Here is a 20,385-nt window from a genome sequence, read left to right on the forward strand (position 1 = left end):
CTATGTTCAAAATTCTGCTGGTTGACGATGATGAAGATGATCGTCTTTTGTTCATGGACGCCATCCAGGAAATTGACACATCGATCACTTGTGACGAAACCGTCAATGGCCTCGAAGCACTCGCTTATCTCCGCACCGCCAGCAAGTTGCCAGACGTCATTTTTCTCGACCTGAATATGCCTCGCATGAATGGCTATGAATTCCTTACTGCACTACAGCAGCATGACGATCTTTCCGGCATTCCCATCGTGATCATAACGACCTCCAGAATCCGCTCGGAACAGGAACGGACAAAACAACTTGGCGCCCGTCATTTTTTTGCCAAGCCAGATGATTACAACCGCCTGAAGCGTGATCTGCAGCAGATCCTGCAGGATTTCCGGTGATAATCATTCCACACCTGTCACCCGGAAATAATCGAACCGGGCATTCGCTGCTGCGTCTCCCTGGAAAAGCAGGCCGATGCGCGGGCTGCGATCCCACTGTGGCAAAAATCCAATGTCTGTCAGACCCTCGCCGGGAAGTGGCAGCCATTCCTGGCCCTTCTGCCTGAAATAAAAATGTATCTGTTCAGGAGCATTTGCCCTGATCTGCAATTCAACAGGAAGTGCAGGATTTATGGTTGTCTTTGCCAGCATTTTATAGCCTGATTTTGTTACCGTCCAGCTTTCCACTTCGTTGCCGGAAACGCAGATTCCTGCAGCCGCATTGGCATCACCATAAAAGACCAGTCCCTGTCGCGAAGCATTGGGTAATACCACCTTTGTTTCTGCAGTAAACCGGCCGGAAACAGGTCGCGTGGTGAGCGCGATACCGGTGCTGTTCTCCCCGATGGTAGTTCCTGAAAGTACCAGGTTGCTTTTTTCCTGGCGCACAACTGGTGCCGCATGGCGGAAATCCCAATTCCAGTACAGACCCGGTACCGGTCCATCGAATTCGTCGGAGATAAAGTCTTTCGCCAGCGGTGGGGGATCGCTTTGCGCTGCCAGGGAAGGCCAGCCGGTGGTGTCGTTCCACTGCAACCTGGCAAGCATTCCCTGCCTCCCCGTGAAAACTCCGGAGCTCCGGCTATACGCATGATGCAGGTACCAGACCTGCTGGTCACTGCCGGTAACGAAACTGCCATGGCCGGTGCAGGTCCAGTCGCTGTTTCCTTCGAGCAATGGATTGCCGCTATATATTTCGTAAGGACCGGCAAAGTTCCTGGAGCGCGCTACCCGGACATTGTAGGAGCAGGAAGTGCCGCAACAACTTCCCGCTGAGTAAAACAAGTAGTGGTAACCGTTATGCTGCAGGAATGCCTGTCCCTCCATGCCAATCCGCGGATCATCCCGCAGCAGTGAAACAGGTTCGCCGCTGGTGGTCATGCCATCGGGAGACAACTTTAAGGCAAGAATTTCTATCGGACGCTGGTCCAGTCCATAGGCCTTGTAAGTGATGTAGAGGTCTTTTCCATCCTGTACCAGGAAGGCGTCAATGGCTTCCTTTCCGAAATCCACAACAACGCCATGGTCTTTAAAACCCTGGTTGGGAAATTGGGAACTGGCTACGCCGATACAGGAGATACCATCTTTTTTCCGCCTGGCTGTATAGTAGATATAATAGCGGTTGTTTCGGAAAACATATTCCGGCGCCCAGAAAGAACCGGAGGTCCATGCCGGCGCCTTGTCAAAAACATAACCTGCCTGTTTCCAGCTGCGCAGATCGGGTGATGCATAGATCGGAAAATGAGGTGCCCACTCAGAAGAAGTACCTACGGCATAGTATTGTTTGCCGGCACGGATAACGGAGGGATCAGCAAAATCACCGGGTATAAACGCAGGTTGCGCAAAAGCGGAAAACCGCAGGGCAACCGTCAGGAATGGGATCAACAGGGCGGAAGCAAACTTCTTCATAGCCGCAATATAATCCCGATAAAAATCATTCCTACATTTTTAATGCGGCCAGGATGGCCGAAAGCAGCGAGTGTTCGCCGGGGTGATCCTGGAACGTTTGCCAGAACATGATGCCTGCAGCTTCTTCCCTGGCCAGCCGGGATTTTCGCTGAATGGTAGGGATGCCATTGTAGTAGATCGTATTGCCGCCACCGAGGTCCCACTGATCATTCTGGTCGGCGTTGTCTCCCAATACTGCGATCCGGGCGAATGACATAGAACCAGCTCCCGCAGGACCAAAATAATAGCCATAGAAGGGTACCCCGAGTACCAGGCGGTCTTTGTGTACCTTTCTCGTATTACTCCAGTAATAAAGGTCCTCCAGGGACATTTCATAAGGCGAATATGGACCAGGTCGTGCCGGATTCCAGGGGCCGGTTTTGTCATACGACATGATGTTGATAAAATCGAATGCCTCCAGCGCCCTGGCGGTGACCCTCTCCCCGCACCATGTGGCTAATGCAGCAGTGAAGGATTGATGATTTTCCGGGAGAGCCGTTTTCAATTCACTGACAAACCCTTCATAATGTTCGGTGATAAAATCCCCTTCCAGGTCCATATCAATACCGTCAGCACCGGATTTCAGGAGCAGCTGAACCAGCGAACGGATCACCATAGGCCTGGCGCCTGGAGCAAGCAATGCTTTAAAATATCCAGGTGGGTTGCCACCGCCAACAGACAGCAACACCTGTACACGATTGCGGTGTGCCCTGGCAACCAGGCTGTCGAGGAAAAGGGTACCGTGGTAAGTGCCATCAGCAGCCGGATTCACAAAGGCATAGTTGATGTGCGTCACCCGATCATAAGGGATACTGTCCAGGTACGTCACATCTGCTTCGGGTACATAAGCAACGATCCTGAATGGTTTAGGCATGACAGATTGGGTGGTGGCAGGCTTCGTGCAGGAAATCGCCAGCAGCAACATCAGGTATAGACGCATCGGATGGTTTTACTAATAGATACCATTTCCTCCGGCTTTTTACCGTGCAGGCATCACATTAGTGTCAATCAGGACTGCATCACCCGCATATAGCTGAGGAATGGGCCGATGGCCTCGCGGTATTGCTTTGCCATTACCCGGGCGATCTGGGCAAGATGAACCATATCGTGCGCCACCCAGGTGGCAAGCAGCTGGCTCAGGGAAACCTCTCCGAGTACCTGGTGTGCACCGGTTCGCTGCAGCGTAGCTGGCTGCAATTGAAGCGCCATTAGTTCCTGTAATTTTTCACGCCTGAGGGAAGCAAATTCTGACAATAGCTGGTCCATGGTTTTTCCTATGCTTTCCGTGAACTGCGCTGTCATGTCAAGCGGCGGAAATTTGCGCTCCGCTTCATCAGAGAGGATAATATGCGTACGGGTGATAAAGTCTGTTTTCTCACAAACGATCAGGTGGCCCACCACGTCAAATGGGCTCCACGTGTCCGGACCCTCATGCTGATGCGTCCAGGTACTGTCAAGGCCCTGCAACAGGGTTTGCAGCACCAGCGGGGTTCTTTCGAGGATGGGATAAGATTGATTAAGGTCAAACTTCATGCGGTAATGAGTTTTTGTAGTTTGATAGCTGCTGCCCTTGCTTCGAAAGGAAGGGGCTCCGGCAAAGGGTTGACCACCTGGCTGAACAGTTCAGTCAGCTCTGCGCTGTGCGGGTGGCTGCGTTGGGTGGCGAGGTTAATGTGCGCGAAGGTGGCCCACAGTACCGCTTTGGGAACAGTTTTGTCGGCATTCCACATCACTGCTTCCATCAACAGGCGTTGTTCCGTGAAGGAAAGCAATTGGGTTTGTATGGTAACTGTCTCATTGAGAAAGGCCGGAGCAAGATACGCGATCTGCGACTGTGCCACCACCCAGCCCCGGTGGTGTTCCCGGGCAATGCGATAGATATCGAAGTCATAATGCTCCAGTACCTGGTCTTCGCGTGCAGCAAAGATATAATCGAGGTAACGGGAATTGTTCAGGTGGTTGAAAGGATCACAATCATGGAAGCGGATCTTTACCTGGCTTTCTAATACTTTTTTCATACCGATCGGTATATTATTGGGTAAAAAAATTAATTGTCTCCCGTTGTTTTCAGGTTCCGGATCAGGTCAGCAAGAAAGTCCATGGCCACCTGCAGTTCCGCGGATTTGCCGGTCACTTTAGCCTGCAATACAGCGCCTTCCAGCAGCGACATCAGGATCACGGCGAACTGGTAGGGATCGGTTCCGGATTTGATTTCATTCCTGGCGATGCCGCGTTTCACCTGGTTTTCGAGGGAGGTCCGCCAGAAGGTCAGGGCAGCTGCGGCTTTCTTTTTCAGTTGCGGATGGGTATCATCAGCTTCTGCAGCAGTGTTGAGCAAAGGGCAACCGGTTTTCAGAAAGGGTATTTTGAGAAAATTACGGTAAACGTTGGGGTACGTGAGGAGCCGGTCGATGGCATTGTCTGATGCCTTGATCCGCTCTTTCATGTAATCGGTGATCCGCCCGAAATTATAATCAAATGCTGCCAGTGCTACTTCATCCTTATTCTCAAAGTTTCCGTAGATACTGCCTTTGGTCAGCCCGGTCGCCTCAGTGAGATCACTCATCGACGTGCCTGCATAGCCTTTGGCATTGAAGATGGGGGCAGTCTTCTCGATAATGAACTGCCTCGTCCGTTCTGATTTGGATAGTATTTCCGGCATGCGGTACCGAAGGTAAATAAAAATACCGATCGGTATAATAACTTTTTTTCAACCATTGCTTTTCCCGCCTGTTACAAAGGTATCATGAGCAAAAAAATATTATTCGTTCTCACCAGTCATGGCGAGAAGGGGAATACCGGTCAGAAGACCGGTTATTACCTCGGAGAAGTGACGCATCCCTGGAAAGTGCTCACTGAAGCCGGTTATGAAATTGACTTTGTCAGCCCTCTGGGCGGAGAGCCGCCGGTGGACGGCTTCGACCTGGAAGATCCTGAAAACAGGCTTTTCTGGGGAAATGATTGGTACCGGAATAAAATCCAGCATACCCTGCGGCCGGAAGAAGTGCATCCGGAAGATTATGTTGCCATTTATTTTGCCGGTGGGCATGGGGCCATGTGGGATCTACCATTCGATTCAAGGATTGCTGGTATTGCTGCAGCGATTTACGAGCGGCAGGGTGTGGTTGGAGCCGTGTGTCATGGACCAGCTGGACTGGTTAACGTGCAGCTAAGTGACGGCAGCTACCTGGTGGCGGGCAAAAAAGTGAATGGTATTTCCAACGAGGAGGAATCGATTGTGGGACTCACGGAGGTTGTTCCGTTTTTGCTGGAAGATAAACTGAGAGCGCAGGGCGGAGACTATGAGAAGTCGGCCCCCTGGCAGGTACATGTGGTGACTGATCAGCGACTCGTAACGGGTCAGAATCCGCAATCGGCTGCCGGGGTTGGAGAGGCGATCAGAAAGCTCCTTGAAGCATCGCAATGATGGTAAGGGTTTGCAACACTGAAGTCCATTGATTAAATTGATGTTCAATTCAAGCATGTTTATGAACAGGAGGAGCGTTTTTGTGCTGTCAATTTGCTGCAGCGTGATTTTGGGAATTTTTTCCTCCTGTAAAAATAGTCCGGAAAAGACGGGCTCGCGCTATGACCTGGTCATTATCGGCGGTACCGTCATTGATCCTGAAACAAAGCTTAATGCAATCCAGAACATTGGTATCGACAGTGGCGTCATTAGTGTTATCACTAATGAAAAAATTGAGGGGAAAAAGACGATTAATGCAACCGGGCTGATCGTCGCACCGGGCTTTATTGATCTCCATTCCCACGGACAATCCCTTATTGCAGACCGCATGCAGGCTTTTGATGGGGTTACGACAGCACTGGAACTTGAGTCTGGTGTGTTACCCATTGGTGAATGGTACCAGTTCCAGGAAAAGCAGGGGCGGGTGTTGAACTATGGTGCCGCCGCCGCGTGGACTTTTGCGCGGATCTCGGAAATGGAGGGGATCCCCATGCGGGCCGACCTGCTGTGGTTCCAGCAGGCATTCTCCCTGAAACACTGGGTGTATGACCCGGCTAATGACTCGCAGACAGTTGCCATAGCAAAAAGAATTGAACAGGGCATACAGGAAGGATCACTGGGCATCGGGGTGAATGCCGGGTATGCACCCGGCGGCGGCTATAAGGAACTGCTGGCAGTTCACGAACTGGCGGCCCGGTACAAGGTGCCGGTTTTTACGCATGTTACCGGCGACTATCCCGATGATCCGAACAGTGCAGCTGAATCCATTGGTCAGATCATTTCCTACGCGGCAGCCACCGGCAGCCAGGAGCATATCTGTCACCTCAACAGTACCAGCCGGAAAGATATTGCCACTACAAGGAAATTGATCCTCGGCGCCCAGGCGAGGGGACTACCCATCTCTACGGAAGCATATACCTATGGGGCTTCCAGCACCACCATCGGTGCTGCGCTTTTTAATGAAGAAGGCATCAAACGGAAAGGCATCAGGTATTCACAGATCGAACTAAACGGAATTCCCCTCAATGATCAGACCTTCCACCAGTATCGGAAAGAAACTCCCGGTGCAGTGATCGTGTTTAAATTTTTTGATCTGCCGCGGGAGCATGATCTTTTAGATCAGTCTGTGCTTTTTCCCGGTGGAGCGATCGCCAGTGATGGCATGCCCTGGCTCGATAAAGCTACCGGCATGCCGGTTGATGATCACCAATGGCCTTTGTCGGAGAAAGCTTTTGCGCATCCCAGGGGAGCTGGTACCTATACACGACTGCTGGCGCAATGGGTGCGGGAACGCCATGCATTAACTATAAGTGAAGCTATTGCCAAGTCATCATTGATCCCCGCACAGATCCTGGAGAGATCTGTTCCGGCGATGAAGAGAAAAGGGAGACTACAACTGGGAATGGATGCTGATATCATCCTGTTTGATCCCGCAACGGTACAGGACAATGCGACATTTACCAATCCTACTTTACCAGCTTCCGGGATGATGTATGTGCTGGTAAATGGAAAGCTGGTGATCGAAAACGGAGTTCTGAATCCTGATGCCCGCCCGGGCAAGCCGGTCAGGAGAAATCCTTAATCAGGGGTCGATCCAATCCAGGGAAAATTTAACATTTTTTGTTTCACCGATTTGCTGACCTACCTGGTGATCGTTCGCAAGATAGTAATATTGAAAGCTTTCCATCGGCTTGCGCTGGATACATCCGATAATTGATTTGCCATCAGGCGTCCAGGCCGCTTCTACAGCGTTACCTAAATTTACGTTGCTTACGGCATGGAGATTATTACCGGCATAATCCATTGCATATAATGAACAACTGCCGGTTACTATCCTGCATAGAAGTAGTTTGTCTTCAGTTGGTGAAATGTTGGTGACATAATAGGAATTGTTATCCGGTGTTAACGTGGTGTATTTTTTGGTGTTCAGATCAAATCTTTGTACGCTATTTTTGATTCCGGTAATATTCGCATTAAAAAAGATTGAATTGCCATCCCTGGACCAAAATAGATATTTGTCCACATACCTGGTGTCAGGTTCAATATAATTCCAACGAAGAAGTTCTTGTTGTTCACCGCTGACAAGGTTAAGAATTGACAGCGTAATAAACTCTCTGTCCGGAGTTTCCGAAGTAAAAACGACTGATTTTCCATCTGGAGATGGGCAAGCCATCGTCTCATTCACATCTGTAGTTTGAGAGTGATTTCGAATATCACTGCCATTTGAAGTCATGGAAAAGATGTCTGAATTTCCATAATACGAATTTCGCGAGGTAAAAAATACACGTTTACTGGCCCGGTCAAACCTGGGAAATCTGCAATAAATGCTATCTGCTTCCAATGGGAATATTTTCTTTTCAATTCCAGTTACCCAGTCGATTGTATTGATCGTATAGTGTCCATGATCCAGAAATTCCTCATACACAATTATTCCGCTGTTGTAAGGTGTTATAGCAATAGAATCCGCGGGGAGGTCAGTGCCATTGGGGCCGTCCTGGTCATGATCAGGGCTACAGGCAATAAAAAGCAGGGAAAGTACAAATGGGATCAGTTTTTTCATAGATAAGGATTAAGCAACACTTGAATCGTGTGGTTAAATTAAGGGAATATCGCAATAACGCAAGGACCTGATTTGTATTGTAAAGCCTCGTTTAATGGTCGTCGTGCTCACCGGCGTTAGTCATTTTTGCCAGCACAAAAAAAGCACCCTTTGTCACCACCCGTGCATCAGCCGGGATCGCTTTCAGTAACGTTATTTCAGTATAGCCTACATCGGTAGTTCCCTTTGCGACGGGGATTCTTTCAAAGGTTACTTCACCTGCTGAATCCTTTTCGTCACCTGAATACATTTCACCGGTCACAATGAAAATATAGTCCTGGCCCTGCCAGGTCACAATCGCTTCAGAAGGCAAAGCGGGTACTGTTTGTTCATTGAGGCTCACTACGGCCGTGATGTTCATGCCGTCGATCAATCCCGTCTTGTCACCTTTCACCTTAGCGTGAACCGTTACCGCCTTACTCTCGCCTTCAAAGGAAGACCCCAGCGAATAGATATCAGCATCGTATTCCTTGCCCGGGTTATTGGTCAGCGTAAAATGGATGGTCTGGTTCTCCTTTAGTTTCGGCAGGTCTTTTTCGTAAACAAAAAGATCCAGGTGCAGCTGGCTGTTGTCCACGATCTCGGTGATCGGTGTGCTGCTTTCCACGAAACTGCCGATCTTGACCTGCACCGTGCTCACCACACCATTGATTGGGCTGCGTATGGACAAAACCGAAACCAACCGGTCACTGGAAAGGGAAGAAGGATTGATTCCCATTAACCGGATCTGGTTGAGCAGGGATGCTTTCCGGGTGCGCAGGGTTTTCAGGTGTGCATCCGCCGCCTGCAGGTTTTTCAAGGCACCGGCATTCCCCTGGTTGAGTTCTTTCTGCCGGTTGTATTCCAGCTCCGCCAGTTCGATCTGCGGATGGATACCCAGGTATTCCTCTTGTGCCCGCAAGAATTCAGGATTCGATATCGTAGCAATTACCTGTCCTTTCGACACGGTGTTTCCGGGCTGGATCAGCAATGATTTTACCACGCCGCTATACATCGAATTGACACTTGCCCTGTTATGATTGGGAACCTGCAATACACCATTGGCTTTCAGCGATGCGGTCAGTTGCTTGTTCTCAATCATACCCGTTTCAATGCCGATGCTTTTCAGCTGTTGTGCGGAAAGGGAGGTGGTGTTGCTGTTTTCATGTTCGTCCTGATGTTCGGTTTCAACCTGTTCGGGTTTGGCTTTTTGTTCACCGCCACAGGCTGCCAGCAGGCTCATCGAAAGGAGGATAACGAAATTGATCAGATGCTTGTTCATCGGGAAAATATTATTGGTTGATGAAGTATTGATATTGAATAACGGCCTGGTTGTAGGCATTGAGGTTCTCGATATAATTCCGCCGGATATCTATGGCCTGTGACAGGAACTGTGACAGCTCTGCAAAACTGATCTCACCGGCGCGGTAGGCGAGGGAGGAGGCCTTAATGATCTCGTCGGCCTGCTTCAGACCGGCAGTTTCATAAAAGGATAATAATTTGCTGCTCTTGTCCACTTCTTTTTCTGCCTGTAATAATTGCGTGTGCAATAGTTGAGCTGTAAGATCATATTCCTTTTGCTGCAAGGTGGTTTCTGCCTGTGACGCTTTTAGTTTGTTACGGTAGGAACCCATTCCGAGTAAGGGAAATGCGGCCGTTACAGAAAAGCCGGAATAAGGATCACTCATGCCGTAAATCCGTTGCGTAAAGAATCGTCCTGAGAATTCGGGACGATTCTCATTTTTGGTAACAGCAACGCCCGCCGTAGCAATGCTTACATTTTGTTGCTGCAGTTGCACCTGGGGATGAAGCGAATCAGGCGGCTGCAGTGCAGTGCGCAGTTTTTCGAGCGGTCGCTCTTCAGGCAGCATGCTGGTGTCGGTATTGAGCAGCTGCATCAGCAGTTGCTGCTGGATGCCGGTCTCCTGCAGGTTTTGCAGCATGAGGGCCTGCAGTTCCCGCAGGCGTACGTTGGCAGCGATGCTGTCGAGGCCGGGACTGTCACCGGTTTTGACCTTTAGCGTGGCAGCTGCAGTCAGGGAACGGAACACGCTATCCAGTGAAACAAACAACTTTTGTTTTTCCTGGAGGTACCACAGCTGGTAATAGACGCTGCGTACATTCCGCCTGATCTCGGCGTCGATCAGCAGGCTGTTCACCTGGTAATATTTCAGTTGTTCCCTGTAGAGGTTTTTTTGCGCCTTGTACAATCCCGGCCAGGCGATGCTTTGGGATAGACCGATCTTCAGGATCCCCTGGTGATCACTGGGACGCAGGTCTTCATTTTCGGCGAAAACGCCGGTCTTGGGTAATGCACCGGCCGAATTCATGTGGAGCTGGCCTTTACTGATCTGCGCATTGTTCACGGCATAATGCAGGTTGGCTTTGGCTGCCGAAAGTGCCTTGTCGATACTGATTCTTTGCGGGTCCGGTTGCTGTGCGCGGGCTTGCTGAAGGCTGGTGTAGAGCAACAGGGGAAGGATCAGGATGGCTGGAATTGGTTTCATGTTGATTCGCGGCTTGCGGGAGAAAATAATATAGAGAAGCGGCAATACCACCAGCGTAAGGAAAGTGGCTGTGATCAATCCGCCGATCACAACGGTTGCCAGCGGCTTTTGAACTTCAGCACCGGCGCCGGAAGATAAGGCCATGGGAATAAAGCCGAAGGAGGCCACGATAGCGGTCATCAATACCGGGCGCAGGCGGATCCTGGTACCTTCCTTTACCCTTTCAGTCACATCGTCAATACCGTCCTTTTCCAGTTGATTGAAGGTGCTCATGAGCACAATGCCGTTCAGTACGGCTACACCGAACAGGGCAATAAAGCCGACACCGGCGGAAATGCTGAAGGGCATATCGCGCAACAGCAGCGCAAATACACCGCCGATGGCGCTCATCGGGATAGCGGTGTAGATCAGTAAAGATTCTTTCAGCGATCCGAAAGTGAAATACAGCAGGAGGAAGATCAATGCCAGCGCAACAGGTACTGCGATCTGCAATCGGGAAGAAGCCTGCTGCAGGTTTTCGAAAGTTCCGCCGTATGTGTAGTAATAGCCTGGTGGTAAAATTTTAGCAGCCGCGAGTTTCTCCCGGATCTCTTTCACCACGCCGGCGACATCCCTGCCCTGCACGTTGAAGCCAACTACAATGCGTCGTTTGCCTGCTTCACGACTGATCTGCGCGGGACCTTCCTTAAACGAAACGGTAGCTACCTGTGACAGCGGGATCTGGCTGCCGTCAGCAGTCGACACAAACAGGTTGTTTACATCGTCAATGGAAGCACGGTTAGCGCTATCGAGCCGTACAACGAGATCAAACTTGCGTTCATTCTCAAATACAACCCCCGCAGCTTCACCGGCAAATGCTGTGCTGATCGTATGGTTGATGTCCTCAATATTCATCCCGTAACCAGCAATTCTCGCGCGATCATAATGGATGGTGATCTGGGGAAGGCCAACTGTCCGTTCTACCTCCGGCCCTGAAGCGCCGTTTACAGTTTTTACAATCGCTGCCACTTTTGGTGCCAGTGCAGCAAGGGTATCGATATTTTCCCCGAAGATCTTCACGGCTACATCCTGCCTGACGCCCGTCATCAGTTCATTGAAACGCATCTGGATGGGCTGGTTGTATTCGAAGAACACGCCGGGAATCACCTGGAGTTTATCCAGGATCATTTCTGCCAACGCTGTATAGTCGCGGGTAGTAGTCCATTCCGATCTTGGTTTTAATACAATAACGAGATCACTGGCCTCAGGTGGCATGGGGTCGGTAGGCACTTCTGCAGACCCGGTTTTGCCTACCACCATTTTAACTTCCGGAAAGGAACGGACGATCCGGCTGGCCAGCATGGATGTTTCCACACTTTGTGACAGGGATGTGCCCTGTGGCAGGATACAGTGAAACGCATAGTCGCCTTCCTGCAGTTGCGGGATGAATTCACTTCCCATCCGGTTGAATAAAAACAAAGCGACCAGCAGCATGCCAAATGCCGTAGCGACCACAGCGTATTTAAACCTTATGGCCCACTGCAACAGTGGTGTGTACAGTTTCTGGAAGAATCCCATCATGCGGTCTGCAATGGTGCGCTGGTGTTTGATGGCTTTGGGCAGAAAGAGTGCCGACATCATGGGGATATAGGTAAGGGAAAGGATCAACGCACCGAGGATCGCGAAACCAACGGTCTGCGCCATCGGCCGGAACATTTTCCCTTCAATGCCCTGCAATGACAGTATCGGCAGGTATACGATCAGGATGATGATCTGCCCGAATGCTGCGGCGTTCATCATGCGGCTGGCACTCTGACCAACTGCGTCATCCATTTCCTGTTGACTGATCTTTCCGGCAGCTCTTAATCCCAATGCATGCAGGGTGGCTTCCACAATGATGACAGCGCCGTCAACAATCAACCCGAAATCGATTGCGCCGAGGCTCATCAGGTTAGCACTGACGCCGAACACATGCATGAGCCCGAGGGCGAATAGCATGGATAGCGGTATGGCAGAAGCAACGATCAGTCCCGCGCGGAAATTCCCGAGAAAAACGACCAGTACAAAGATCACAATGAGCGCTCCTTCGACCAGGTTTTTTTTGACGGTATTAACGGCACGATTCACCAGGTCGGTCCGGTCTAGAAAAGGTTCAATGTCCACGTCCGCCGGCAGTGCCTTCCTGATCGTTTCCATTTTCTCTTTCACCCTTTTGACAACCGCCGCGCTGTTGGCGCCTTTAAGCATCATGACGATTCCGCCGACCACTTCCTTTTCGCCGTTATAGGTGACTGAGCCATACCGGATCGCACTGCCGAAGCCTACTTCAGCAACATCGCGGATCAGTACGGGAATACCATTTACATTTTTGATCACGATGCTTTTAATGTCCTCTATTGAGGAGATAAGCCCGATGCCGCGGATGAAATAGGCATTTGGTTTTTTATCGATATAGGCACCGCCGGTATTTTCATTGTTTTTTTGAAGGGCGGTGAAGATGTCGGCGATGGTAACATTCATGGCCTTGAGGCGGGCTGGGTTGACCGCTACTTCATATTGCTTGAGCTGCCCGCCGAAGCTGTTGACTTCTGCAACGCCCGGCGTACCATAGAGCTGCCGTGCAACGATCCAGTCCTGCATGGTGCGGAGGTCCATGGCCGTGTATTTGTTCTCGGCGCCTTTTTTGGGATGGACTACGTACTGGTATACTTCACCGAGGCCGGTGCTGACCGGCGCCATTTCTGGCTTGCCGATCCCGGAAGGGATATTTTCCTGGGCTTCCTTTAGTTTTTCGCTGATGAGTTGCCGGGCGAAATAGACGTCGATCTTTTCGTCAAATACCACGGTGATGACGGAAAGGCCGAAGCGGGAAATGGATCGCATCTCCACGAGATCGGGAAGATTGGCGAGGCTTTGTTCGATGGGATAGGTGACCAGCTGTTCCGTTTCCTGAGCGGCGAGGGTAGGGGTGACAGTGATGATCTGGACCTGGTTATTGGTGATGTCAGGAACGGCATCAACGGGCAGTTGGGTGGCGCTCCAGGTACCCCAGATGATGAGGGCCAGCGTCATGATGCCGACGATGAGTTTGTGCCGGATACTGAAATAAATGATCTTATTCAACATGGGTTGTCGATTAATGGAAAGCGGAAATGGTCCGCGGAAAGCGGCATGCTTTGTTGCTAAAGATGCACCCTGCAGTGCATTTGCATACAGCGTGATGCAGCGGAAACAGTACAATGCCGCTGGTGAATCCTGAAAATAGATTAGAGGGGCTTATCTAAACCTGCCGGGGCGGCTGCCAGATGGTATATTGCGCGTCCCGTGTGGGGGCAGACAAATAGAGAATATGTTTTTCAGCACGGATCAGCGGCTTTCCGACCTGGATGGCGGTGACTACAGAACAGATGGTGGTAACGGCACAGCAGGAACAGGTGCAGAAAGGCGTACAGCCTTCCCGCGAATGATTGTGCTGATCGTGGGTCATGCCGGATGAAACTTTCAATTCTGCTGGCACACTGCATTCCCTGCTGTCGCTGCACGGGAGGCAGGACAGGCTGAGGATCCAGATGGCCAGTAAATAGAAAATTGATTTCATCGGTGCAAAAGTAAAACTTAACGGCTCATTTAAAAAGTATATGGGTAACTATTAAAGCCATACTGTTGCAAAAAGCGGATTTTGGTAAAGCTTTATCTTTTTCTGACAAACCGGTTCTGCACCACCGAGCCCAACGCAATTTTTGTATCCACACATTCAAACAACAATCGCTCAGGGAGTCCATCGAAAAGCGGAATGCCGTCCCCCAGCAGGAAGGGAATAATGGTGATGGTCATTTCGTCGATCAGGTCTTCCTGCAGAAAACTCTGGATGGTTTTGCCGCCATCCACATACAGCCGGTGAAAACCCTGTTCGTGTATTTCGCTGAGTACCTCCTTTAATGGCCCCTTCACAAGGATGGCCTTGTCATGGTATTTTTCGGGAATGGCCGCCATGCTGTTGCTGAGTACAAAAACAGGTTTCTGGTAAGGCCATTCAATATCGAATCCGCAGACCACTTCAAATGTATTCCGGCCCATGACCAGGGCGTCAATGCGGGTCATGAATTCTGTATAGCCCATGTCATCGTTATCGGGATTGGGGACGGCATCCAGCCAGTCGAGTCCGCCGTTTTTGTCAGCGATAAAACCGTCAAGGCTGGTGCCGATGTAGACGGAGTTCTTTTTTTCCATAGTAACCCAAGGTAAACAAAAGGAATGGAGTTGCTAAGGTTTTATGATCTGCCCCGTATTGGCGCCGAAAACACTTTTTCTGAAGGCGAATTCCAGCGCTTTCATGGTTACCGGAACTTCACCGGGAAAGAAAGGAAAATACTGCGGTGAATCTTCGATCACAGTGGGACTCACAGCATTAATGCGAATTCCATTCTCCAGTTCAATGGCTGCTGCCCTTACGAATCCTTCCACAGCGGCATTGGCAGCCGAGGCGTTCGCGAAATTCTTTTGCGGATCGTGAGTCAGCGCCCCGGTGATCAGGGAGAAGGAACCTTTCGGATTGATATAGTGTTGACCAATGAGCACCAGGTTGATCTGTCCCATCATCTTACCTTCGACACCAGAACGGAAAGTGTTATTGTTCAGGTTTTTCCAGGGACCCACCCAGGTTGGTCCGGCGGTGCAGATCAGCGCATCAAAGGTGCCGGTCTGCTGATACATTTTTTCGATGGTTTCAGGGGCAGTGATATCGACTGTTACATCTTTACCCTTACGATCTGCACGGATCACTTCATGTTCTTTTTCCAGGGCCTGGGACAAATAAGTGCCCATGGTACCGGAAGCACCAACAATTACAATTTTCATTGCTGTTTTTTTTATGGAGATTAAAAATCTTCTTCGATCAATTCCCTGTTGACCATCAATCCTGAGGTGGTTCCCAAGGCAACGGCATTGGCCACTGTGCGTATCCGCGTGCTATTGTCACCGCTGGCATAAACACCGGGGACAGTGGTTTTCTGAAAAGGGTCTGTGCTTATATAGCCTTCGGAGGTAAATGCGCATCCTAACAATTCGGGGATTGCCGAATGCTGCACAAAGGGAACACGGGAATATATTGCTTTCAAAGGTGTAGCAGATCCGTCTTTGAAAATGACAAGTTGAATGAATCCATTGTGATGATCAAGGGCTTGAATGTGCTTTCCGTCAATCCCGATCTGATGCTTTTCGAGCTGGTTAAGCTGGTGCTGTGTCAGCGTGGAATTTCCATTGGTGAAAATAGTCAGCTCGCTGGTCCAGTTGGATATGAGTGAAGCCAGTTCGTACGCAGTATCACCATTCGCCAGTATACCTGTTGGTTGCCGGCGCACTTCATAACCGTGGCAATAGGGACAATGCAGTACGCTGATACCCCAGCATTCGGCAAAGCCGGGTATGTCGGGCATAAGGTCTTTAATGCCTGTCGCGAGTATCAGTTTCCGTGAAGCAAAGGTTTCTCCTGATTCCAGCGAGACGTCAAAACCATCGGCTGTTTTTGTAGCGGATATGGCTGATCCATCGATGAATTGCACCGTGTCATATTGCAGTACCTGTTGCTTAGCCAGTGTTGAAATTTCCTTTGGGGTCTTGCCGTCATGGGTAAGGAAATTATGAGAATGTGGCGTTTGTTTGTTGCATGGATTTCCGCTATCGATAATGAGCGTATTTCTTAATGCCCTGCCCAGTGCCATTCCCGCGGCCACCCCGGAGTAACTGCCGCCAACAATGATCACATCAAATGTTCTTTTCATTCCTGTTGATTTTGCTTAAGAAGAAATCAATCACCGGTATACCGATGAACATCATCCAGGGTACTAACGAAATGGTCAGGATAAATGTTCTCTGGTATAAGGGGAGAGCTGACAATAGGTCCCCGAACAAAAAAAGGAAAAAGGTAATGGATGGATAAATGACTATCCAGATTTTCAGAGATGCTATCCATCGTGTTTTTGTCTTCATAACACAAAAGTAGCAGGTGTACCGGGATGGGAACAGGACTATGGTGAAGTTGAGCAGGACTTATTTGGAATTCTTCCGGAACGCTTCCGGGGATTGCCCTGTTTGTTTTTTAAAGAACCTGACAAAATAGGAAGCATCTTCATAGCCGAGGTGGCCGGCGATGTCTTTAACCTGGTTCGGTGTGGCGAGCAGTTGACGCTTTGCTTCCAGGATGATCTGATCATTGATCATTTCAGAAACAGTTTTGCCGACGGAAGCCTTGGTGATGGCATTCAACTGGTAGGAAGATAGGTTAAGGAGGTCTGCATATTCTGATACGGTTTTGAGGTTACTGATATTGGCTTCCAGCAATGCAGCCAAAGCTTCGAATTGTTCCTGTTGATAGTTATTGCCGGTATCGGCGATGGCGGAAGGGTTGGGGCTTTGCCGGATGTAGTCAATAAAGAACAGATCGAGTCGGGCTTTAATGGCTTCCTGGTAACTTTCTTCGCGGTGAGTGAATTCTTCTGCTATGGTCACCAGGTGGGTATGGAGTTTTTCGAACTGTACAGGTTCCATTGTACAGTGATTTTTGTATAGGGCTTTTTTGGGTGGCTGGTAAAAAGAGAGATCGAATTCCATGAGAAATCCTGTACTGCCGGCCGTTAAACGCAGTTGATGAACCTGGCCTGGCCGAAGTATGAAAACAACATTGTTGTGTACCTCGTAAGATTTGAAATCAATCTCGTGATGGCCGTTTCCCTGTTGTACCGCCAGAACAAAAATGAAGTCGTGTTTGTGGTGATCTTGCGCCAGGTCTTTGCCGTTGAGTACGTGCTGCAGGTCGCGTATGCGAAAGCGGCCGGTAGTACCCGGGAGTGTTGGCGTTTTGGCTATTTGCCGGACGGGAATCAACTTCATGCTTCAAAATTATTGTATAAAAAAGTTTGATGCATTATTTGGTGATATCAAAAAAAGAATTGCATCTTTGCAATCACAATTAAAAAACAACAGCATCAAATGCTCCGGATAGAAAAACATATCATCAGCTTAAATGAGTTTAGTCAACCAGGCTATAACATCATTGGCGGGGCAATATTTGCTGCAGAATCATAATTAAGAGATTCGCTGAAATACAAGCCCCCGCTGAATCGGGGGCTTTTTTTATGCATAAAACGAACAGTATGGATCGATTACATCAACAGGATTGGAATACAGAGAGATCGCGTGTATTGCAGGTGTGCAGTAAGGGCATCGTTGTGCGCGGTTCATGGTGTATACGGTTAGAATATATCCCCTTGAATATTGTTCATTTGCTATCGGAAAAATTTGTTTCACAGGTGTAACCATCCCCTGTGTTCGAAGGCCCGGTCGCAATCAACGACCGGGCTTTTTTTGCCCGTTATCCTATAGTTGCGTAGTGCAAAGGCAGCACATCTGAATCTGGCTCAGAAGATGTTGGTTCGAATCCAGCCGCAACGACAAATTACAAGTGAGATTAAAAACCAAAACAATGGAACAGGTATGGAGAAAATTGAGCGGCGAGCGGATCAGGCATCCGCTGACAGATGAAGTGACAGCAGTATTGCAGCGCGAAACAGCGCAGGGGCATGAATTGAAGGTTTGTATTGGTACCGACAGCCAGGTAAAAGGTGCGGTAACCGAGTTTGCTACCGTAGTGGTGTTCATCCGGAAAGGAAAGGGCGGATTCATGTATATCCGCAACGAAACCACCAGGCGCAGGTTCAGTATCAAAGAACGGATGCTGACTGAAGTTGCGAAAAGTGTTGACGTGGCGTATGCATTGTGCAATATCCTGTCCCGCTACAGTGTGGACATGGAAGTGCATGCCGACATCAACACCAATCCGAAGTTCAAAAGCAATGATGCGTTAAAAGAAGCGATGGGGTTCATTATGGGAATGGGCTTCGCTTTCCGGTCCAAACCCCATGCATTTGCGAGCTCCAGCTGCGCGAATAAGATAGTACAATAGAAATTTTAATATGGATGAAATGGGTTTTGTTCGTTGTAATTCAAACCAGGCGGATGTTTCAAAGAAGCATCGCAGTGCAGCGATAGTAATCAGCTGTATGCTGTTGGTTATGGCGCGCTTTCCCCACCACATCCAAGGTCAGAGGTTCGACTCCTCTTCCCTTAACGGGGATAGCTCAGTGGTTAGAGCATGGATACCTGCGGGTTCGAATCCCGCTCCGACTGGTTCGGATAGTTCAAATGGTAGAACACCAGACTATTAATCTGGAAGAACAACAAAAAAGAAACGGGCCGGGCAACGGCGGTGGTTCCCCCGGGAATGCACCACCGAAAGCCCGCCTGCGACCTGGAACAGCAGTTCAGGCAACATGATACTCAACCCCGGGCAAATGACGCTCACCTTATCCCGTCATCGTCCCGGAAAAAGTATCCCGACCCAGAATGCAGCCAGGTTCCGCGGTCCGCCGGTTGCCGGCGCCCAGGCCTGTTTCTTATTAAAAAAAGAATGACCAAAACAGATAACAATGAAACATGTAACACTGAATGCCTGGCAGGTAGGACTGGTATTCAAAAATGGCGCCTACCAGCGGACCATCACAGCGGGCAGCTACTGGTTCTGGAGGGGTGAACAGGTGGAGATCTATGATATCACAAAACCTTTTACACCTACCGTTGAACTGAACGTCCTGCTGCAGGATCCCCTGCTGTCTGCCATGCTGCAGGTAGTGGAAGTGAAAGACAATGCCATCGCGCTGCAATACGAAAACGGGCTGCTGAGAAAAGTACTGACCACCGGCCGGTATGCTTTCTGGAAAAGTGTGATCCGGTATGACTTCCTGCAGGCCGATATCAGCCAGCCTGAGATCGATCCTGTATTCGACCGCGCCGTGCTGAACAGCGGCTACCTGGGTCAATATGTGCGTACCGTCACCGTAGAGAACTATGAAAAAGCCCTCCTGTTCATGGACGGTAAATTCATTCGCGTGCTGGAAGGAGGTGTTTACTACTTCTGGAAAAACGCGATCCCCGTGAGTATCGCTCGGGTGGATATGCGGCAGCAGCAGCTGGAGATCAATGGCCAGGAGATCCTGACCAAAGACAAGGCCGCGCTGCGGATCAACGCCTGGGCGCAGTATACCGTTACCGATATCGAAAAAGCGGTACTGAACAACAAGGGGTATGACACGCAGCTGTATGTGTCTGTGCAGCTTGCCCTGCGGGAATACGTGGCCGGATTTGCATTCGATGAACTGCTGGAAAAGAAAGACAGCATCGGTGCATTCGTTCGCGAAGCCGTTAGGGACAAAGCAACTGTGCTGGGTGTAACGCTGCATGATTTCGGTATCCGGGATATCGTACTGCCCGGTGATGTAAAAGAGATCATGAACCAGGTACTGGTAGCGGAAAAGAAAGCGCAGGCCAATACGATCATGCGCCGGGAAGAAACCGCCAGCACCAGGAGCCTGCTGAACACCGCTCGGCTGATGGAAGAAAACGCGATGCTCTGGAAACTGAAGGAAATGGAATACGTGGAGAAGATCGCGGAAAAGATCAGCAACATCAGTGTGAATGGCAGCGGCCAGCTGGTCGAACAGCTGAAGCAGCTCTTCATTCCCGGTAAATAATCAACATCCGGTATCGTCAGGTGCCGGATGTTTTACTATTCCTCCTTCCAGAGATCAGCATATTCAGCAGGATGACGCTTGAACTGTGCATGGACATAAGGGCAAAGCGGAATGACTTTCAACCCATGTTTTCTTGCATAATCCACCATATGTGCCAGGAGCTTTTTGGCCAGTCCGCGGCCTTCCGCACTTGGTATAACCTCCGTATGGTAAACGGTCAGCGCTGTTCCCGAAATACTGATGATCATCTCAGCAACTTTTTCTTCTCCTTCAAAAATAAAAAAGCCGCCCTGGTTTTTGTCGTTCAACCGCAACGTTATTTCGTCCATTGGTATGG

General features: G+C 49.8%; 20 protein-coding genes and 2 tRNA genes. 7 read left to right on the forward strand and 15 right to left on the reverse strand.

Annotation, left to right across the window (positions count from 1 at the left end):
• The first annotated feature begins 2 nt into the window (after positions 1-2).
• Positions 3-386, forward strand: a complete 384-nt coding sequence (locus FPE01S_RS18120) for a response regulator (protein WP_046370428.1) — start codon at positions 3-5, stop codon at positions 384-386.
• 3 nt (positions 387-389) lie between these two features.
• Here FPE01S_RS18120 and FPE01S_RS18125 read toward each other — a convergent pair whose 3' ends face one another.
• From FPE01S_RS18125 to FPE01S_RS18145, 5 genes are all read right to left on the reverse strand, one after another.
• Positions 390-1,895, reverse strand: a complete 1,506-nt coding sequence (locus FPE01S_RS18125; RefSeq protein WP_046370429.1) for a family 43 glycosylhydrolase — start codon at positions 1,893-1,895, stop codon at positions 390-392.
• A gap of 31 nt (positions 1,896-1,926) precedes the next feature.
• A complete protein-coding gene (locus FPE01S_RS18130; protein ID WP_083990318.1) occupies positions 1,927-2,874 on the reverse strand; it encodes a glycosyl hydrolase family 18 protein in 948 nt (315 codons plus the stop codon).
• A 68-nt stretch (positions 2,875-2,942) separates the two neighbouring features.
• Entirely contained in the window at positions 2,943-3,467 is a 525-nt protein-coding gene (locus FPE01S_RS18135) for a DinB family protein (RefSeq protein WP_046370431.1), read from the reverse strand.
• Positions 3,464-3,952, reverse strand: a complete 489-nt coding sequence (locus tag FPE01S_RS18140; RefSeq protein ID WP_046370432.1) for an acyl-CoA thioesterase — start codon at positions 3,950-3,952, stop codon at positions 3,464-3,466. The genes FPE01S_RS18135 and FPE01S_RS18140 overlap by 4 nt, the downstream gene beginning before the upstream one ends.
• A gap of 29 nt (positions 3,953-3,981) precedes the next feature.
• On the reverse strand, positions 3,982-4,596 hold the full coding sequence (locus tag FPE01S_RS18145) for a TetR/AcrR family transcriptional regulator (protein ID WP_046370433.1): 615 nt from the start codon (positions 4,594-4,596) through the stop codon (positions 3,982-3,984).
• Between the two features lie 84 nt (positions 4,597-4,680).
• Here FPE01S_RS18145 and FPE01S_RS18150 point away from each other — a divergent pair, with 84 nt between their 5' ends.
• On the forward strand, positions 4,681-5,361 hold the full coding sequence (locus tag FPE01S_RS18150; protein ID WP_046370434.1) for a type 1 glutamine amidotransferase domain-containing protein: 681 nt from the start codon (positions 4,681-4,683) through the stop codon (positions 5,359-5,361).
• Between the two features lie 103 nt (positions 5,362-5,464).
• Positions 5,465-6,982 (forward strand): amidohydrolase family protein, encoded by a 1,518-nt coding sequence (locus tag FPE01S_RS18155; RefSeq protein ID WP_217998232.1) that lies wholly within the window; start codon positions 5,465-5,467, stop codon positions 6,980-6,982.
• On the opposite strand, the gene FPE01S_RS18160 is transcribed toward FPE01S_RS18155, so the two are convergent.
• The 9 genes from FPE01S_RS18160 to FPE01S_RS18200 form a co-directional block, all read right to left on the reverse strand.
• On the reverse strand, positions 6,983-7,960 hold the full coding sequence (locus FPE01S_RS18160; protein ID WP_046370435.1) for a TolB family protein: 978 nt from the start codon (positions 7,958-7,960) through the stop codon (positions 6,983-6,985).
• A 91-nt stretch (positions 7,961-8,051) separates the two neighbouring features.
• Positions 8,052-9,260, reverse strand: a complete 1,209-nt coding sequence (locus tag FPE01S_RS18165) for an efflux RND transporter periplasmic adaptor subunit (RefSeq protein ID WP_046370436.1) — start codon at positions 9,258-9,260, stop codon at positions 8,052-8,054.
• A gap of 10 nt (positions 9,261-9,270) precedes the next feature.
• Positions 9,271-13,590 carry a CusA/CzcA family heavy metal efflux RND transporter gene (locus tag FPE01S_RS18170; protein WP_046370437.1) on the reverse strand — a complete coding sequence of 1,440 codons (4,320 nt, stop codon included), beginning with the start codon at positions 13,588-13,590 and terminating at the stop codon, positions 9,271-9,273.
• A gap of 154 nt (positions 13,591-13,744) precedes the next feature.
• Entirely contained in the window at positions 13,745-14,062 is a 318-nt protein-coding gene (locus tag FPE01S_RS25070) for a DUF6660 family protein (RefSeq protein WP_052955989.1), read from the reverse strand.
• A 92-nt stretch (positions 14,063-14,154) separates the two neighbouring features.
• Positions 14,155-14,694, reverse strand: a complete 540-nt coding sequence (locus tag FPE01S_RS18180) for a dihydrofolate reductase family protein (protein WP_046370438.1) — start codon at positions 14,692-14,694, stop codon at positions 14,155-14,157.
• 33 nt (positions 14,695-14,727) lie between these two features.
• Positions 14,728-15,321, reverse strand: coding sequence for a short chain dehydrogenase (locus FPE01S_RS18185; protein ID WP_046370439.1), 594 nt, complete (start codon positions 15,319-15,321; stop codon positions 14,728-14,730).
• Positions 15,322-15,341: 20 nt separating this feature from the next.
• On the reverse strand, positions 15,342-16,244 hold the full coding sequence (locus FPE01S_RS18190) for an NAD(P)/FAD-dependent oxidoreductase (protein WP_046370440.1): 903 nt from the start codon (positions 16,242-16,244) through the stop codon (positions 15,342-15,344).
• Complete coding sequence (locus FPE01S_RS26485; protein WP_046370441.1) at positions 16,228-16,452, reverse strand: hypothetical protein; 225 nt, start codon at positions 16,450-16,452, stop codon at positions 16,228-16,230. Before FPE01S_RS26485 ends, FPE01S_RS18190 begins: the two co-directional genes overlap by 17 nt.
• 60 nt (positions 16,453-16,512) lie before the next feature.
• Entirely contained in the window at positions 16,513-17,352 is an 840-nt protein-coding gene (locus FPE01S_RS18200) for a helix-turn-helix domain-containing protein (protein ID WP_046370442.1), read from the reverse strand.
• 490 nt (positions 17,353-17,842) lie between these two features.
• Here FPE01S_RS18200 and FPE01S_RS18205 point away from each other — a divergent pair.
• The 4 genes from FPE01S_RS18205 (at position 17,843) to FPE01S_RS18215 (ending at position 20,048) form a co-directional block, all read left to right on the forward strand.
• Positions 17,843-17,913 (forward strand) — tRNA-Gln (locus FPE01S_RS18205).
• Between the two features lie 31 nt (positions 17,914-17,944).
• The gene (locus FPE01S_RS18210) at positions 17,945-18,424 is read left to right on the forward strand and encodes a ribonuclease H-like YkuK family protein (protein ID WP_046370719.1); all 480 of its coding nucleotides are present in this window, start codon (positions 17,945-17,947) and stop codon (positions 18,422-18,424) included.
• A gap of 223 nt (positions 18,425-18,647) precedes the next feature.
• Positions 18,648-18,759 (forward strand) — tRNA-Asn (locus tag FPE01S_RS25945).
• A 188-nt stretch (positions 18,760-18,947) separates the two neighbouring features.
• Positions 18,948-20,048, forward strand: coding sequence for a slipin family protein (locus FPE01S_RS18215; RefSeq protein ID WP_046370443.1), 1,101 nt, complete (start codon positions 18,948-18,950; stop codon positions 20,046-20,048).
• Positions 20,049-20,083: 35 nt separating this feature from the next.
• On the opposite strand, the gene FPE01S_RS18220 is transcribed toward FPE01S_RS18215, so the two are convergent.
• Positions 20,084-20,377 (reverse strand): GNAT family N-acetyltransferase, encoded by a 294-nt coding sequence (locus FPE01S_RS18220; protein ID WP_046370444.1) that lies wholly within the window; start codon positions 20,375-20,377, stop codon positions 20,084-20,086.
• Between the last annotated feature and the right edge of the window lie 8 nt (positions 20,378-20,385).

The sequence above is a fragment of the Flavihumibacter petaseus NBRC 106054 genome (assembly GCF_000974785.1).
GTDB lineage: Bacteria > Bacteroidota > Bacteroidia > Chitinophagales > Chitinophagaceae > Flavihumibacter > Flavihumibacter petaseus.

Bases quoted from the DNA above. Each gene is read 5' to 3' on its own strand.
- FPE01S_RS18200 (WP_046370442.1), bottom strand. From the start codon at position 17,352: ATGAAGTTGATTCCCGTCCGGCAAATAGCCAAAACGCCAACACTCCCG.
- FPE01S_RS18140 (WP_046370432.1), bottom strand. From the start codon at position 3,952: ATGAAAAAAGTATTAGAAAGCCAGGTAAAGATCCGCTTCCATGATTGT.
- FPE01S_RS18165 (WP_046370436.1), bottom strand. From the start codon at position 9,260: ATGAACAAGCATCTGATCAATTTCGTTATCCTCCTTTCGATGAGCCTG.
- FPE01S_RS18220 (WP_046370444.1), bottom strand. From the start codon at position 20,377: ATGGACGAAATAACGTTGCGGTTGAACGACAAAAACCAGGGCGGCTTT.
- FPE01S_RS18215 (WP_046370443.1), top strand. From the start codon at position 18,948: ATGAAACATGTAACACTGAATGCCTGGCAGGTAGGACTGGTATTCAAA.
- FPE01S_RS18130 (WP_083990318.1), bottom strand. From the start codon at position 2,874: ATGCGTCTATACCTGATGTTGCTGCTGGCGATTTCCTGCACGAAGCCT.
- FPE01S_RS18120 (WP_046370428.1), top strand. From the start codon at position 3: ATGTTCAAAATTCTGCTGGTTGACGATGATGAAGATGATCGTCTTTTG.
- FPE01S_RS18170 (WP_046370437.1), bottom strand. From the start codon at position 13,590: ATGTTGAATAAGATCATTTATTTCAGTATCCGGCACAAACTCATCGTC.
- FPE01S_RS18135 (WP_046370431.1), bottom strand. From the start codon at position 3,467: ATGAAGTTTGACCTTAATCAATCTTATCCCATCCTCGAAAGAACCCCG.
- FPE01S_RS18125 (WP_046370429.1), bottom strand. From the start codon at position 1,895: ATGAAGAAGTTTGCTTCCGCCCTGTTGATCCCATTCCTGACGGTTGCC.
- FPE01S_RS18160 (WP_046370435.1), bottom strand. From the start codon at position 7,960: ATGAAAAAACTGATCCCATTTGTACTTTCCCTGCTTTTTATTGCCTGT.
- FPE01S_RS18180 (WP_046370438.1), bottom strand. From the start codon at position 14,694: ATGGAAAAAAAGAACTCCGTCTACATCGGCACCAGCCTTGACGGTTTT.
- FPE01S_RS18185 (WP_046370439.1), bottom strand. From the start codon at position 15,321: ATGAAAATTGTAATTGTTGGTGCTTCCGGTACCATGGGCACTTATTTG.
- FPE01S_RS25070 (WP_052955989.1), bottom strand. From the start codon at position 14,062: ATGAAATCAATTTTCTATTTACTGGCCATCTGGATCCTCAGCCTGTCC.
- FPE01S_RS18210 (WP_046370719.1), top strand. From the start codon at position 17,945: ATGGAACAGGTATGGAGAAAATTGAGCGGCGAGCGGATCAGGCATCCG.
- FPE01S_RS18150 (WP_046370434.1), top strand. From the start codon at position 4,681: ATGAGCAAAAAAATATTATTCGTTCTCACCAGTCATGGCGAGAAGGGG.
- FPE01S_RS18190 (WP_046370440.1), bottom strand. From the start codon at position 16,244: ATGAAAAGAACATTTGATGTGATCATTGTTGGCGGCAGTTACTCCGGG.
- FPE01S_RS18145 (WP_046370433.1), bottom strand. From the start codon at position 4,596: ATGCCGGAAATACTATCCAAATCAGAACGGACGAGGCAGTTCATTATC.
- FPE01S_RS26485 (WP_046370441.1), bottom strand. From the start codon at position 16,452: ATGAAGACAAAAACACGATGGATAGCATCTCTGAAAATCTGGATAGTC.